The sequence below is a fragment of the Gloeocapsa sp. PCC 7428 genome (assembly GCF_000317555.1).
Taxonomy (GTDB): Bacteria; Cyanobacteriota; Cyanobacteriia; order Cyanobacteriales; family Chroococcidiopsidaceae; genus Chroogloeocystis.
On sequence record NC_019745.1, the window covers coordinates 3,624,837 to 3,639,456 of the forward strand.

A 14,620-nucleotide genomic window follows, 5' to 3' on the forward strand; every position below is an offset into this window, starting at 1 on the left:
TTGAAGAGAATAATACATACATGACAGGGTTGAAAAGCTGAGGTTTTTTGCCCCTAAATCCACGCCAGTTCCTCCTCGACCTTTCCGAAGCGCCCTTCTGCGGACTGGCTCCCCACTCGTGGGGGACTTTGTAATATAGTTAAAAATATAAATTTTATTTTGGTTTAGGATTGATATAAGAATTAATGAGCTTTAAAATTATTCAAGTAGAAAATGAGGAGCATAAAAAACATATTTATAGATTACTTGAAGAGAATTTAACTGTAACTCATTTTCTTGTTCAACGTGAATTTAGTATTACTTTTGATGTAGATGTTCTTTTGCAGCAGGATATCATAAAAATGCCGCAGTTTGTTTCTCCAGCAGGGCGATTGTTGATAGCAGAATATGACGATCGCATTGCAGGCTGCGCTGGATTGCGGAAAATTGGCGAGGATGTGGGCGAAATTAAAAGAATGTATGTTCGTCCAGAATACCGCAGAAAAGGAATTGGTAAGGCTTTAGTGCAAGCAATTATTAGTGAAGCACAACAGATAGGTTACTCAAAGTTACGTTTGGATTGCGCACCTTTTGCTAAAGCAGCACAAGCACTTTATCATTCAGTTGGTTTTCAACGCATTCAGCCATATCCTGAAAGTGAAATTCCTGAAGAATATTATGTAAATTGGATATTTATGGAGTTAATGTTTAAATGATTCGTTGTGAAAATGCGCGAGATGCTTCGGCGATTTATGATGTTCACACTCAAGCTTTTGAACGTGAAAATGAGGCGCAATTAGTTGATAAAATTCGTGAGTCGGATTGTTATATTCCTCAATTGTCATTCGTTGCAGAAGTTGATAATACTTTAGTTGGTCACATTTTATTTAGTTATATTGAACTTGCAGGAGAAGAAAATTTCCGCGTATTAGGTTTAGCACCTTTAGCAGTTGTTTCTAAATTTCAAAGACAAGGAATTGGTAGCGCACTTGTGCAAGTTGGTTTAGAAACTGCGGATAAGATGGGAGAAGCTTTAGTAGTTGTTTTAGGACATCCTCAGTTTTATCCGCGCTTTGGTTTTCAGCCATCGGTTAATTATTGCATTGCGTCGCCTTTTCCTGTACCAGAAGACGCTTTTATGGTGAAACTGCTGACAGCTTACCAGGAAAAATATCAAGGAAAAGTTATTTATCCACCTGCTTTTCAAGAAGTATAAGTGGAAACGATGCCTTTTGCTTCTAATACAGCCGCAACACGTAAAATGAGTGCTTCATTATAAGGTGCAGCGATTAATTGTACGCCTAAAGGTAAAGAACCAGGATGGTGAATTGGAACAGATAAAACGGGTAAACCGATAAAGGATAGTGGTTGGGTGAAAAGTCCTAAATGTGGACGAATTAAAATTTCTTCGCCATCTAAAATCATTGTTTTTTGCCCGATTAAAGGTGCAAAACATGGTGTTGTTGGGGCGAGAATGATATCAACGTTTTGGAAAACTTCTTTGACGCGATCGCGAAACCACCTGCGAAAACGTTGCGCTTGAATGTACCAATGACTCGGAATCAAAGCCCCAGCCAAAAAGCGATCGCGCGTTGCGAAATCAAAATCTTGGGGGCGCGATCGCAACTTCTCGATATGCAGATTTGCACCTTCACACGAAGTAATCACAAACGCTGCGGCGCGGGCGCGGTGTGCTTCAGGGAGCGTGATATATTCTGTTATATCCAACGCTTGCGCGACTTGTTCAACTGCTGCGATCGCTTCCGGTTCAGCGCCTTTGGTAAAGTAATCACCTGCAATAGCAATTCGTAAATTCTCAATACCCTGATTGAGTTGCGGTAAACACAATTCGGGTGATTTTCGCGTACATACTGGATCGCGATCGTCGTATCCTTGCAACAAATCAAACACCGTTGCCACGTCGCGAACTGAACGTGCAAATGGTCCAGTATGATCTAAACTACTGGAAAATAATGCAACTCCCGCGCGAGATAACCTACCATACGTTGGTTTTAAGCCCAATATGCCACAAAACGCCGCAGGGACGCGAATTGAGCCATTTGTATCTGTACCGAGCGTTATGGGTACTAAATTCGCCGCTACTGCTGCTGCGGAACCGCCAGAAGAACCGCCTGCAACGCGGTTGAAATCGTGGGGATTGTGCGTCGCGCCATAATGTGCATTCTCAGTAACAAAACCATAGGCGTACTCATCCATATTTAACGTACCAACGAGTACCGCGCCTGCTTGTTTTAATTTAGCGACTAGTGTGGCGTCGTGCGTTGCTGGTGGATTTTCTGCGTTAATTTTTGCACCTGCAAGCGTCGTAATTCCAGCAACATCGTATAAATTTTTGACTGCAAAGGGAACTCCTGCAAGCGAACCAGGGTCGTTTCCTGCGGCGATCGCATCATCAATTCGTTTTGCATCGCGCAATGCAGATTCATCGGTAATCGCCGTAAAACAGTTAAGTTCTTGGCGTTGTCTAATGCGTTGGAGTGCAGTTTGTGTCACTTCTACAGCGCTTATTTTACCTTCACGCACAGCAGCAGCGATCGCGACAGCATCATTCATGGTTCAAACGTTGGTAAAGCTTCAACAGTTTCTAGTAGCGGAAATTCGTTAACGAGTTGCGCGATCGCGTGTATTCGCTCAAAATTTGCTACGACGTTTTCTCGATATTCTGGATGAATTTCTAAGTTGAGAACCGCAGCTGTGCGATCGACATATTCTGCCACATCAAATTTCTCCATATTGCACCATCTAGTTTACAAATGATGAGCGTGGGGAAATAGTATCATATTAAATCCGGTTGATTAGCGATCGTAAAAATGGTGAAGGGTGACTAGTGACTAATCTGGCTATTTAACCGCAGAGGATATCATCTATAATTCAACCAAAATAGCATCGAGCAAGAAAATAATTCACAAGACTTATACAGGCTGATATTGAAAGGGACTGTAAATTTGCTTTTAGTGAAGTTGAGCGATGAAAGCATTCAGATGTACAGATTATTAACAACATAATCATGAATAACGCGATCAGACTTCGCAGCCCTGATACCTTTTTAGTTAAAGCAACCCTGCTTTTGGTGAGTACATTAACTGTTATGGCTGGCGCGACGATCGCGCCTTCGCTTCCGGCGATGCGACAGCACTTTTCTGATGTTGCTAATGCTGACTATTTAGTGAGGCTGGTACTGACAGTTCCTGCGCTATTCATTGCAATCGGAGCACCCATCGCTGGTACGATTATCGATCGCTTTGGTCGCAAAGGCTTGCTGAGTTTAGCCGTATTTCTCTACGGTTTAGCGGGAAGTTCTGGTTTTTTACTTGATGCGATCGGGTTGATTTTAGTCGGGCGAATGCTGCTAGGCTTGAGTGTCGCAGCGATTATGACGACAGCAACAACATTGATTGCAGATTACTATCTTGGGGCTGCTCGCGCGCAGTTTTTGGGTTTACAAGCAGCCTTTATGGGATTTGGTGGTGTCGTTTTTCTCACCTTAGGAGGTTATCTTGCAGATGTTAACTGGCGACTGCCTTTTTTAATTTATCTAATAGCGTGGCTGATTCTGCCGTTAGTTTTGCTGATATTACCCGAACCGCAGCGTACTATGAGAACTGCTTCACAACCGCTGGATGTAACTTCTGAATCAATTCCCTGGATACTGCTCATCGTGACGTATGGAATCGCACTGCTGACTCAAATCGTGTTTTACATGATTCCGGTGCAACTTCCCTTTTATCTTCAGCAACTTACCAACGCTAATGCCTCGCAAAGTGGAATTGCGATCGCACTTGCGACGCTAGCAACTTCGATTAGTGCCCTCAGTTATCAACACCTCAAGGCGCGTTTCACATTTACAAACATCTATGCGATCGCCTTTGGGCTAATGGGGATTGGCTATCTAGTTATTAGTTTTGCCCGTAGCTACGAACTCGTTTTAGTCGGGTTAGCGATCGCGGGATTAGGAATCGGGCTACTCATGCCCAATATGAATGTATGCTTAACCTCATCAACTCCCGTAGCGCTGCGCGGACGAATTTTAGGCGGATTGACAACGAGTTTCTTCCTAGGTCAGTTTACATCACCCTTAGTCAGTCAACCATTAAGCACTTGGCTAAACTTAAGTACAACCTACAGGCTTGCAGGAGGATTAATGCTAGCAGTAACCGCCCTTACCCTTAGCGTAATGATTCGCTGGAAATATAGCGATCGAGAACCTCAAAGATAACTCTTAATTCTCTTTTAATCTCTTCCCTTTGTGTTACGCCAGTTGCTACAGGGCGCGGACACCTCCGCACCTTTCGCCTGGTTCCTCTGTGGTTCGTCAAATCCTCTTCATAACGTTCTTCCAAATCTAGCTATCAATGCAAGAAGTAATTGTTAACTCCGTCCCTGAATTTGTTGAATGCATTGGCGACATTAATCGAGGTAAACGCGCGCTTTATCGCGGGCAAAGAAGAGATTTACACCTATTACCTAAAATCGCCCGCATATCAACTACAATACCCGTTCTTGAAGCAGAACAGGCGATGCTGAATAACTTTAAACTGCTAAGCGTTCCCTTACTCAAGGAAAAACCAGATAATGATTGGGAATGGTTAGCAATCATGCAACATCACGGACTCGCAACTCGACTACTCGATTGGAGTGTGATTCCGCTAGCTGCACTTTGGTTTACAGTCTGCAAGCCAGCTGCTGAAAATCAAAATGGCGTGATTTGGCTTTTTCATCCTGACGCTGAAGATTATATATCTACTTTAAAGCCTCAAGATCCATTTCAAATCGATAGAATTTCCTTGCTGCAACCAAGACTCGTTACAGAGAGAATTAAGGCGCAGTGGGGCTGGTTTACAGCACACTATTACGATGTGGAAGCAGGAACATTTGCGGCACTGAATACAGATCCAACTTACATCCCGCGCTTGACAAAGTTAATTATCCCGTCAGACAAATTTGCACTTTTCCGGTTTCAACTCGATCGTTTAGGAGTGAATTCAGCAGAACTATTTCCTGATTTAGAAGGACTTTGCGCGCATCTTGAATGGCTTTATACAAAACTTGCTGATGAAAGGTATGAAAATGAAAAATACAACTTGCAAAAAGTTTTTATGCCGCTTCCTAAAACCGATTAACTTCAAATTCGCATCGGTGCGCCAGGACCTAAGGGAAGACCTAAGAATAGCCAAACGAAGAACAATACTGTCCAACAAATCAAGAAACTCAATGAATAAGGTAACATTAACGAAATTAATGTACCAATACCCATATTTTTATCGTATTTTTGCCCGAAAGCAACAACAACAGGAAAGTAAGGCATCAATGGCGTAATAATATTTGTTGTAGAATCGCCAATTCGGTAAATTGCTTGTGTCAATTCGGGTGAGTAACCGATTAACATCAACATCGGTACAAATACAGGTGCCATGACAGCCCACTTTGCTGATGCAGAACCGACAAATAAATCGAGAACAACGGTTAATAAAATAAACAATAACAGGATTGGTGGACCTGTGATTCCGGTAGCTCTTAAGAAATTAGCACCACTGACAGCGGTAATAACGCCTAAATTACTCCAATTGAAATAAGCAATAAATTGAGCCGCAACGAACGCCAATGCGATATAGTAGCCCAAAGCACTCATTGCACTACCCATCGATTGAGCAACATCTTTATCATTGCGAATCGTGCCCGCAGCTTTACCGTAAGCTATTGCTGGGATGAGAAAAGCGATCGCAATCAAAAATACAATTCCATCGATAAACGGTGAAGGCACAATCGTAAAAGTTTCAGGATTGCGTAAAATTCCGCGTGGTGGCAACAATAACGCTAAAACAAAGACAACAAAAGCTAATAAAGCATAACCTGCCCAACGCAATCCTTTGCGTTCTCTCGCGCTGAGTTCTTCTAGCGCTGCTTCTTCTCCCTGATAGCTACCAAGGCGTGGTTCAACAATTTTATCGGTGATATACCAGCCAACAAGCGTGACAAGAAACGTCGAAACTGCAAGAAAATAGTAATTCGCAGTTGCGTTAACTTCATAGTTAGGATTAATCAGTTGCGCTGCACTTTGCGATAATCCAGCAAGGAGAGGATCTAAAGGACTCAGCAGTAAATTAGCGCTAAAACCACCCGAAACACCCGCAAACGCCGCCGCCATACCTGCTAGAGGATGACGCTTGAACGCTAAAAAGACGATCGCACCCAACGGAACAAGCACAACATAACCTGCATCGGATGCAATGTTTGACATGACTCCCGCAAACACAACTGTGGGCGAAATTAACCCCGCAGGCGCAACGAGTACCAATTGACGCAGTAAAGCTGCAAGTAAACCTGTCGCTTCGGCAACTCCCACACCCAACATTGCCACAATCACCGTTCCCAACGGTGGAAATTCGGTAAAGTTGGTGACGGCTTCGGTAACAATTCTGCGGATACCATCGGGTGTTAACAGCGATACGGCGGCGATCGTTTCACCATTTCCAGGATTAACAACACTGACGTTGAGTGCAGATGCGATCGCACTCATTACAATCACAGCGAGACAGAAGAAAAAAAATAGCGTCAGCGGATCGGGGAGTTTATTGCCGATTGCTTCAATATAAGCCAGAGACTTACCTAGCCAACCAGGTTTTTTAGGAGTAGTTTGTGTCATGAACTCCTACCTTAATCATTTTGGTAATTAGTGATTGTTGATTGGTCAAGATTTATGAGTACCCACTTTAATTAGTGATTGGTATTTGTTGAATCTTCACTATTACCCATTACCCATTCACACAACTTGACTACTTTTAGTAATTCGCTTGAAGTTATACGTACCAAACACAAGCCAAAACGCTAAGATTCCTGTTGTTAGCAGTAGCACTGGAACAGGACCAAACTGGGCGATTAAGAGTGGTGCAGCCGCAGTAAATAAGCCACCACCAACGATGGGTTCAAATAATAGCTGCTTGTAGGCAAAACTTTCAAAAGCACCAGAACGGTTGTCAGGGTCAACCATCCGCATTAAAACTAAGCCTGTTGCTGTCACACCCATCGATTGCCCTAAATCTCCGATACCGCGTTCAAACCAGAACGTAGGTAGGATACGCGGTCCAAGGTAGATAAATGCCAGCACGTTCCACGCGATACCAGCGACTGATAAAATTAAGAATGGACCTAGATTGCTACCCAAAACAGCGAGTGAAATTGATGCGAGTGCGGTAACAATTGTGACATCTAAAGCAACGCCACCGATTCGTTCAATGAGCGGACGACTAATAAGGTAACTACGTCCTGTACGTTCTACAAGTAGCTGAACAATTAGCCCACCAATGAGTGCGATTGGAAATAGAGGGACATACGAGAATAATTCAACTCCGGCACGCCCCCAAGTAATTGATTCAATGTAGATGAACGCTTGTAAAATCAACCAACCAATCGCGATCGCCAGTCCTACAAAGCTCAAGTTTAATGATAATGGATCGATCAGCAAATCGCGCATTAATCGAGCGCGGGCAACGCGAATTGTCGGATCTTCATTCGTGCGATCGTGCGAATCAAAACTGCCAGCGTCCGGATCTTCACTGCGGATCACTTGGATTTTTCCAGTTCTCCGTGCCCAGTCTGCAAGCATTGTCCCTGCAATAATACCGGAAACAATACCGACCGTAGCTAAACCTAATGCTAAATCAGGTCCAACGGTAAACCCTAAGTTGTTGAAAGTTTCTGCCATTCCGGCGGCGGTTCCGTGTCCACCCTCAAACGCGACTTCGATGAGCGATGCCGCGATCGGACTCATGCCAAATACCGGAGTTAAGATCAGTATAGCTAGTAGTAGTCCGACTACGTATTGTCCCCAAGCAAGCGTTTGTCCAAATGCGACTTGCGGTGAAGCTTTACGCCAAATATCGCGCGGACTTGGAATTGATTCTCCGATAAAAAGTGTTGCGAAAACGACGTTAATAAAAACACTCGGTGATTGCGACCACACGTTACGAATTGTTTCTGGAAACAAACCTTGGGCAAAGGGTGCTTCTGAACCGGCAATAGCGGAAACAACCGCACCTAGTGCCTGTGGACCCAATAGTAAGGCAATGACTCCTGCAACAATCGAACTGGGTAAATAGAGATCTCGCAGCAATTTGACTCGCTGTCGCACAAATCTCCCGGCTAAGACTAACAGTGCGATCGTAATAAAGGCGAAAAAAACATCAATAAGTTGAAACATAGCACCCTTCCCTACAAACACCCTCTCGGCGTTTGCTGCTTGTATAAGTTAAGGCGTTTGCAGCAAGTTTACACTGTTTAAGGTGTCACTAACACAAGTAATTGAAAAGTTTGTAACCTTGTTGCGTTAACTTTGTTGTATTTGCAGATACAAAGTGAGTGATTATTATTTCATAGCTATAAAAATATTTGTTTAATTCGCTTTAATATAAAGTATTTTGTAGGTAAAATTATATAAAATTATGCTGATAATTATTGTGTTTCTTGCTTGCAATTATGTGGCTGTAATACTCTTGTATGACAAACCACAAAGTGTACATTCCCCGAAGGGGTTGCCGAAGGCTAGGACACAAAGATAAGAGATGAAGAGAGGGTGTTGTTAAGACATGAAACTGATGATTTCTTGAGGAAAGGCAAAAGTTCCATCTTGATTAGGATGAAAATCAATTACTTGAAATACAGCATCAAGATTTAACGCGCCGTAAATATGAGGAAATAATTCATCTTCTTGTACTCCTTCATAACGAATTTCTGCTTGAACTTTATCAGAATCAATACAAAGCAAGACTAATTCTTGTTGATTCTCAAAAAATGTATTGGCTACATTGATGACTTGCTGTGGAGTAGAACAATGAATAAATCCTTCAGATTCTAATGTATCGCTGCGATAGATTTGGGCTTTTTGTGCGGCTTCCCATTGAGTGCGTTGCGTGATGTGTAGAATGAGGTTCATGATAATTCGTAGTTATTAATTATTTTCCATGACTTTTACTGTTGTTCTAGAAGGCGAAGTTATAGATGGGTTGTATTTTGAGTTAACTCAATTAACTCATTATTTAAAACTCAAAACTCATTGAGATGATGCAACGACGGGTAATAAGACTTGTGAAGGGCGATCGCGTCCACAATGCACTGTTAAAGTTACAATCTGCGAATCCATTAGTCGCGTACTACCCATCGGTGAACCTGTACCAGGATTAATTGGGTACGCTGGAAAACACGCGGCGCTTAAACTGAGGCGTAGGGCGTTACCCTTGGCGATTTTGACACACGTTGGTTGCAAGACGACTCGCAAAGGCGATCGCAACCCGTTTACGTGTAAATAACCTTGCGTTAAGTTATATACTTTACCATCATGATGAACTTCAGAAAGCACTGCACACAAATCGTGATGCGGAGTATCGGCACTACACCAGATTTCTACCGCTACGTCTCCTGCAAAATGGAGGTCGGTTTCTAAGGGTTTTGTTGTATAAGTTAAAACATCAGAACGGCGGTCAATGTGCGATCGCTCAAACGAACCTGCGGGTAATGCAGCGTGTCCTCCCAATGATGGAACAGGTCGCCAAGGATCGTGAACTAAAACATCGGGTGGATACGATTCCGCATATCTTGTGGTTAGCTTGCCTTCATCTTCGCGGATACTTGCTAGTCCGCTACTTGACAAATAATAAGATTTATGGGATTCCTGATGCCAGCCGTCAAATTTGCGCCATTGGTTACTACCCATTTCAAATAAACACACTGGCGGTTCTTGCAACAATCCGCGATCAATTCCTTTAAGAAACTGATCGAACCACTTCACTTGCAGGCGATCAACAGGATTTAAAGCTTCTATGCCAAAATCAACATCACCTACCTTGCGACTCCAGGGTAAATGCGCCCAAGGTCCGATAAGTAACTGTTGACGATACGTACTACGCGCCGCAAAATCTTTGTATAGATGAAGTGTACCGCGCAGATAAGTATCAAACCAGCCACCGATGTGAAACATTGGTAAATCAACGTTTTGCAGGTGTTTCTTTGGTGAAATTTCTTCCCAGTAACTATCAGCTTGCGAATGTTCGAGCCACTCGTGATAAAAAGCATTCGGTGCAAGTTTGCGCAAGCATTCGTTTAGACTAGGAACAGGGTCGTATAGTGGGATATTTTGTGCTGCGGCATAAAGCGTATGATGCGCCGCCGCATCGCCTTGTAGTCGCGCGGTTTCCGCTGCTAATTGAATTGCCCAACCCAAATTCGTTTGCAAACAAAACGCGCCACCTTCATATACCCAGTCGGTATACAAATCGTAAGCAATCATTGCGGGACAAATAGTTTTTAACGCTGGCGGTTTTGCAGCGGCGGCGTATAGCTGCGTCATTCCTTGGTAGGAAAAGCCATACATTCCCACGTTACCATTGCTTCCAGGTAAATTCGCTGCCCACTTTACTGCATCTTCACCGTCGTTGATTTCGTTGACGAATAACTTGAATTCGCCTTGTGATGTTCCGCGTCCGCGTACGTCTTGAATCACCACAATGTAGCCATGAGCAGCATACCAGATCGGGTGCGCGTAAACTACCGTAGATGCGATCGCTCTGCCATACGGCTGGCGCATCAACAATACCGGAAATTCCCCTTTCGCATCAGGGCGGTAAATATCCGCATCTAACCGCACTCCGTCACGAGTCAGCATTGATGCACTTTCTTTCGGACGCACCGTTAGCATAATACTGGTGCAGGTAAGCGACGCAAAACAGCTAAATCCTCCGCATCGAGTTCTACTGGTGTACCACTGCGAATTAATTCCGCAAAATCTTCATTCGGCACCATAATACACAATGCGTACAACCGCGTCGAGCCTGTATTTTCAATCATGTGTGTGCCTGTGGGAGGTACTAACACGCTATCTCCGGCTCTAATTGCTACCGTTTTGCCATCACAAGTAGCACGTCCTTCACCGGATAGAATAAAAAACATTTCGACTGCCATTTGATGGCGATTTGGTGGTGTTTTGCCACCAATATCAAAAATTTCTACACAAATGGTTAACGAAATATTGGCAGAAGCAGTATCAAAGACAATTGCTAAGCGATTCGTATCGCCAGGACTAATCTTAAAAGCTTGATAGTCTTGCGGCGATTTGGCAACGGGGATCATGCAGCGAGTTGTGTCCATATGCTAATTGCTAGTTGCTAGCGCATGAAGGATAGCTTGAGAATCGGTCACAAAGCCAAAACACTGCTTTACGTTATAAATTGTTGCTTGCCAGCAGTATTCTGGGGAAGTTGTTGCAGTACAGTCTTTTACTAATACACAGTCATATCCTAAAAAATTTGCATCTTGCAAGGTGACTAAAACACATTGATCGGCGTTGACTCCTGCAAATAACAATGTAGTTCTACCCAAGTTACGCAGAATGCTATCCAGCGGTGTGTCCCAAAACCCACTCATGCGATACTTATCAACACAGATATCTTGTGGTAACTGTTTGAGTTCGTCTACAACAGCCGCCGCCCAACTTCCTGCCATTAATACTCTAGCGTTATTACTTGGTAACGGATCGCCAAGTCCGATACCATCGCCTGTAGGATCGTAGACGTGACGCACATTTGCACTGATATTGAGTAAGTCGGGACGATTTCCCCAATTCAGCCAAATGACAGGGACATCGCGATCGCGTAATTCTGGTAACAGTTTGTTAATCGGCTCAATGGGCTTGCGGGCGGGGGTGACATCAACACCAATGTGTGCTAGCCAACCATCAGGATGACAAAAGTCATTTTGCATATCAATGACTAAAATTGCGGTTTTGGCTAAGTCGAGGTGTAAGGTTTTGGTTTCGGTTTTAAGTGTAATAATTTTGGCTGCTAATGGTGGACGGGTAATATCGGCGATCGCTTCATCTACCGCCCACGCATTTGGTGGAATTCCTAAGGTTCGTAAGGGTCGATTCATAATTTTAAATTTCGTTTTTTTATATTGTCTTAGGTGAATTACGGTTGAATTTAAGTATTATATTTTACGGTTGTGTGGGTGGAAAGGAGGTTATTTTGATTGAACCACCAAGGACACAAAGGACACAAAGGAAGAGAGTATTTTAGAGGAAAGTTGGAGAAGGATTGATTCAAGGAAATACTTTAAAATTAGTTCAGTGCTAAGCAATATATAACTATTTAATTAAGGTTAAATCTGTGAGTTTTACGATTCAAAATGTTTTCATTCCGGTTGATGGTGGTTATGAAACTGTAGATGTGCAAATCGAGGGCGATCGCATTACAAAAATTGCTCCTGGTTTGGAAATTCTTGGTACAGTTGTTGATGGTAACAACAAATTATTACTTCCTGGTTTCGTAAATGCTCACACGCACTCTTCGGAAATGTGGCAACGCGGGCTGATTCCGCCAGTACCGCTAGAATTATGGATTGCGGAACTTTATGACTTTGCCCCTCTCGATCCTGAACAAGTTTACTTAAGTGCGCTGGGAACCGCCGTGGAAACCTTGCTATCAGGTGGAACAAGTGTTGTCGATCATTTAGTATTAATTCCTGGAAAAGAAATTGAAACTGTCGCCGCTGCGGTTAAAGCTTATCAAGAAATTGGCATTCGAGCATTTATTGGTCCATTAATTCAAGATGAAGCTTTAGCAAGTGGAATTCCTAATGGTGAAGTGCAACGCGAAGCGACACCTTATTTTCGCTCAACTCAAGCAACGCTGGAACTGATGCAAGAAGTCGTCGCGCAGTTTCATTCGCCTGAAACGGGTGTACATATTTTAGTTGCGCCAACGGGAATTCAACTGTGTTCGGATGCGCTGTTTAGTGGATGTATTGAATTAAGCGATCGCTACAATCTTTGTCGTCACGCGCATTTATTGGAGACGAAAGCACAAAAGCAGCTAGCACAAGAAAAGTATGGTTGTAGTGCTGTTGAACATCTTAAACGAATTGGGTACTTGAGCGATCGCACCTCGTTGGCGCATTGCGTCTGGTTGAGTGATGCAGATATCGCCATTTTGGCAGAAACGCAATCTACCGTTGTTCACAATCCTTTGAGTAACTTGCGTTTGGGCAGTGGAATTGCCCCAATTTTAAAATACCGCCAAGCCGGAGTGAATGTTAGTTTTGGATGCGATGGTTCGGCAAGTAACGACTCGCAAGATCTGCTTGAAGCGATTAAAATCGGCTCAATGCTACACAACATCACAGACTTTGACTACCGTAATTGGATTACTCCGCGTCAATCTGTCGAAATGGCTGCATTTGGTGGCGCAAAAGGCTTGAATATGGCTGAGGAGTTGGGTTCTTTAACCAACGGTAAAAAAGCAGATCTCGTACTGTATGACCTCACTAGCTTATCACTGCTACCGCGTACCGATCCAATTGGTTTACTGATCCTCGGTCGTCCTACCCAAGCTGTCAACAGTGTTTGGGTAAATGGCAAGCAAATCGTTGCTGATGGCGAAGTTGCAACAGTGAATGTTGATGAATTGCGACAAAATTTATTTGAACGCAGTCAGTGGGATTTCAACCGTCAATCAAAAACTGTAAGTGAAATCGAAGCGCACTATCGTGAAGTTATGGGCTTAGGCTTAGCCAAAGAATATTCATAACCTCCCCGCTTCGTCTGGATGGCTCATACTTCACACTTAGCACTAGCCTATATTGATATTACATCTGGTTGATTAGTGATGATAAAAATGGTGAAGGGTGACTAGTAGCTAGTTACTAAACACAAAGAAAGGTTATCTAACCGAAGATGATATGATTTCTAGGTATTACAGAGTTGCTATGAAAAAAGTAGCAGTATTTGGCAACGCTGGCGGTGGTAAATCAACTCTTAGCAAGAGATTATCAGAAATAACTAATTTGCCACTTTACGTCTTGGACAAAATTCAATATCCATCAGGAGACACTGAAGTTTCCGAGGAAGAATATCAGCACATCCATGAGAAAATTTTGGCGACTGATCGATGGATTATTGACGGGTTTGGTTGCATGAAAACCCTCTGGCTACGACTAAATGAGGCAGATACTTTAGTTTTTGTCGATCTACCGCTATACGTGCATTTCTGGTGGATGACTAAACGCTTGGTTATAGGTTACTTTAAACCACCAGAAGGCTGGCCTCAAAAGAGTCCCATCTTGAAAAGTTCGCTTCGTAGTTACCGCGTGCTTTGGTTATGTCACAAATATTTGACGCCCAAATATCGCCAGTACATCCAGCAGGCTCAAAGTATAAAAAGTGTATATCATATTCAATCGCCTGCACAAATTTTGCAGTTTTTTAAATTTATTGAAAACAAAGCTAACTCTAACAATAGTGCATCAGCGTATTGAGATATAACCATGTTGGTACTTGACGCACAAAATCGCGATCGCCTTCAAAACAGATCGTCCTTGGGCATCTGTGATTCATGCAGGAGGACTAATGTTGCCGATCTCGCGATGGAAATTGTTGGGGGAAGTGCGTTCTATCGCCAACACGGCTTGGAAAAATTGTTCCGTGATGTACAGAGAAGTTCGCTATCATCCTTTGCGCGAAGAGGCGCAATGCAAATTGTCGGGTCAACTCGCACTCGGTTGGGATGTATCTTCTTTATAGAGTCGTGTTCCCCAGCATTACATTTCCCGCTACTATACAACCAGTAGATTGTCTAGA

General features: G+C 43.2%; 15 protein-coding genes. 7 read left to right on the forward strand and 8 right to left on the reverse strand.

All coding sequences use genetic code 11. The annotated features are described in order from the left end of the window. Positions 1-185: 185 nt before the first annotated feature. A complete protein-coding gene (locus tag GLO7428_RS16045) occupies positions 186-695 on the forward strand; it encodes a GNAT family N-acetyltransferase (RefSeq protein WP_015189626.1) in 510 nt (169 codons plus the stop codon). Next, positions 692-1,195, forward strand: a complete 504-nt coding sequence (locus tag GLO7428_RS16050; RefSeq protein ID WP_015189627.1) for a GNAT family N-acetyltransferase — start codon at positions 692-694, stop codon at positions 1,193-1,195. The genes GLO7428_RS16045 and GLO7428_RS16050 overlap by 4 nt, the downstream gene beginning before the upstream one ends. On the opposite strand, the gene GLO7428_RS16055 is transcribed toward GLO7428_RS16050, so the two are convergent. Together GLO7428_RS16055 and GLO7428_RS16060 are read right to left on the reverse strand one after the other, a co-directional pair. Then, on the reverse strand, positions 1,183-2,553 hold the full coding sequence (locus tag GLO7428_RS16055) for an Asp-tRNA(Asn)/Glu-tRNA(Gln) amidotransferase GatCAB subunit A (protein ID WP_015189628.1): 1,371 nt from the start codon (positions 2,551-2,553) through the stop codon (positions 1,183-1,185). The genes GLO7428_RS16050 and GLO7428_RS16055 overlap by 13 nt on opposite strands. After that, on the reverse strand, positions 2,550-2,732 hold the full coding sequence (locus GLO7428_RS16060; RefSeq protein ID WP_015189629.1) for a DUF4089 domain-containing protein: 183 nt from the start codon (positions 2,730-2,732) through the stop codon (positions 2,550-2,552). The genes GLO7428_RS16055 and GLO7428_RS16060 overlap by 4 nt, the downstream gene beginning before the upstream one ends. Before the next feature lie 275 nt (positions 2,733-3,007). Between GLO7428_RS16060 and GLO7428_RS16065 the strand changes: the two genes are divergently transcribed. Both GLO7428_RS16065 and GLO7428_RS16070 read left to right on the forward strand, forming a co-directional pair. Continuing rightward, positions 3,008-4,216 carry an MFS transporter gene (locus GLO7428_RS16065; RefSeq protein WP_015189630.1) on the forward strand — a complete coding sequence of 403 codons (1,209 nt, stop codon included), beginning with the start codon at positions 3,008-3,010 and terminating at the stop codon, positions 4,214-4,216. Between the two features lie 136 nt (positions 4,217-4,352). Beyond that, positions 4,353-5,120, forward strand: coding sequence for an FRG domain-containing protein (locus GLO7428_RS16070; RefSeq protein ID WP_015189631.1), 768 nt, complete (start codon positions 4,353-4,355; stop codon positions 5,118-5,120). 2 nt (positions 5,121-5,122) lie between these two features. Here GLO7428_RS16070 and GLO7428_RS16075 read toward each other — a convergent pair whose 3' ends face one another. From GLO7428_RS16075 to GLO7428_RS16100, 6 genes are all read right to left on the reverse strand, one after another. After that, a complete protein-coding gene (locus GLO7428_RS16075) occupies positions 5,123-6,643 on the reverse strand; it encodes an AbgT family transporter (protein WP_015189632.1) in 1,521 nt (506 codons plus the stop codon). 117 nt (positions 6,644-6,760) lie between these two features. Beyond that, positions 6,761-8,197, reverse strand: a complete 1,437-nt coding sequence (locus GLO7428_RS16080; RefSeq protein ID WP_015189633.1) for a sodium/glutamate symporter — start codon at positions 8,195-8,197, stop codon at positions 6,761-6,763. A 378-nt stretch (positions 8,198-8,575) separates the two neighbouring features. Then, positions 8,576-8,929 carry a DUF952 domain-containing protein gene (locus GLO7428_RS16085; RefSeq protein WP_015189634.1) on the reverse strand — a complete coding sequence of 118 codons (354 nt, stop codon included), beginning with the start codon at positions 8,927-8,929 and terminating at the stop codon, positions 8,576-8,578. Positions 8,930-9,046: 117 nt separating this feature from the next. Next, the gene (locus GLO7428_RS16090) at positions 9,047-10,687 is read right to left on the reverse strand and encodes a CocE/NonD family hydrolase (RefSeq protein ID WP_015189636.1); all 1,641 of its coding nucleotides are present in this window, start codon (positions 10,685-10,687) and stop codon (positions 9,047-9,049) included. Further along, a complete protein-coding gene (locus tag GLO7428_RS16095) occupies positions 10,681-11,136 on the reverse strand; it encodes a cupin domain-containing protein (protein WP_015189637.1) in 456 nt (151 codons plus the stop codon). The genes GLO7428_RS16090 and GLO7428_RS16095 overlap by 7 nt, the downstream gene beginning before the upstream one ends. A gap of 3 nt (positions 11,137-11,139) precedes the next feature. Beyond that, positions 11,140-11,916, reverse strand: a complete 777-nt coding sequence (locus GLO7428_RS16100; RefSeq protein ID WP_015189638.1) for a cysteine hydrolase family protein — start codon at positions 11,914-11,916, stop codon at positions 11,140-11,142. Positions 11,917-12,152: 236 nt separating this feature from the next. On the opposite strand from GLO7428_RS16100, the gene GLO7428_RS16105 reads away from it, so the two are divergent. The 3 genes from GLO7428_RS16105 (at position 12,153) to GLO7428_RS27935 (ending at position 14,563) form a co-directional block, all read left to right on the forward strand. After that, complete coding sequence (locus tag GLO7428_RS16105; RefSeq protein WP_015189639.1) at positions 12,153-13,571, forward strand: amidohydrolase; 1,419 nt, start codon at positions 12,153-12,155, stop codon at positions 13,569-13,571. A 178-nt stretch (positions 13,572-13,749) separates the two neighbouring features. After that, entirely contained in the window at positions 13,750-14,298 is a 549-nt protein-coding gene (locus GLO7428_RS16110) for a hypothetical protein (RefSeq protein WP_015189640.1), read from the forward strand. A gap of 19 nt (positions 14,299-14,317) precedes the next feature. Continuing rightward, positions 14,318-14,563: a hypothetical protein gene (locus tag GLO7428_RS27935; protein ID WP_041918657.1), complete on the forward strand. Its 246-nt coding sequence runs from the start codon at positions 14,318-14,320 to the stop codon at positions 14,561-14,563. Positions 14,564-14,620: the final 57 nt, after the last annotated feature.

Coding starts and splice junctions, on each gene's coding strand:
- GLO7428_RS16045 (WP_015189626.1), top strand. CDS start 186: ATGAGCTTTAAAATTATTCAAGTAGAAAATGAGGAGCATAAAAAACAT.
- GLO7428_RS16050 (WP_015189627.1), top strand. CDS start 692: ATGATTCGTTGTGAAAATGCGCGAGATGCTTCGGCGATTTATGATGTT.
- GLO7428_RS16055 (WP_015189628.1), bottom strand. CDS start 2,553: ATGAATGATGCTGTCGCGATCGCTGCTGCTGTGCGTGAAGGTAAAATA.
- GLO7428_RS16060 (WP_015189629.1), bottom strand. CDS start 2,732: ATGGAGAAATTTGATGTGGCAGAATATGTCGATCGCACAGCTGCGGTT.
- GLO7428_RS16065 (WP_015189630.1), top strand. CDS start 3,008: ATGAATAACGCGATCAGACTTCGCAGCCCTGATACCTTTTTAGTTAAA.
- GLO7428_RS16070 (WP_015189631.1), top strand. CDS start 4,353: ATGCAAGAAGTAATTGTTAACTCCGTCCCTGAATTTGTTGAATGCATT.
- GLO7428_RS16075 (WP_015189632.1), bottom strand. CDS start 6,643: ATGACACAAACTACTCCTAAAAAACCTGGTTGGCTAGGTAAGTCTCTG.
- GLO7428_RS16080 (WP_015189633.1), bottom strand. CDS start 8,197: ATGTTTCAACTTATTGATGTTTTTTTCGCCTTTATTACGATCGCACTG.
- GLO7428_RS16085 (WP_015189634.1), bottom strand. CDS start 8,929: ATGAACCTCATTCTACACATCACGCAACGCACTCAATGGGAAGCCGCA.
- GLO7428_RS16090 (WP_015189636.1), bottom strand. CDS start 10,687: ATGCTAACGGTGCGTCCGAAAGAAAGTGCATCAATGCTGACTCGTGAC.
- GLO7428_RS16095 (WP_015189637.1), bottom strand. CDS start 11,136: ATGGACACAACTCGCTGCATGATCCCCGTTGCCAAATCGCCGCAAGAC.
- GLO7428_RS16100 (WP_015189638.1), bottom strand. CDS start 11,916: ATGAATCGACCCTTACGAACCTTAGGAATTCCACCAAATGCGTGGGCG.
- GLO7428_RS16110 (WP_015189640.1), top strand. CDS start 13,750: ATGAAAAAAGTAGCAGTATTTGGCAACGCTGGCGGTGGTAAATCAACT.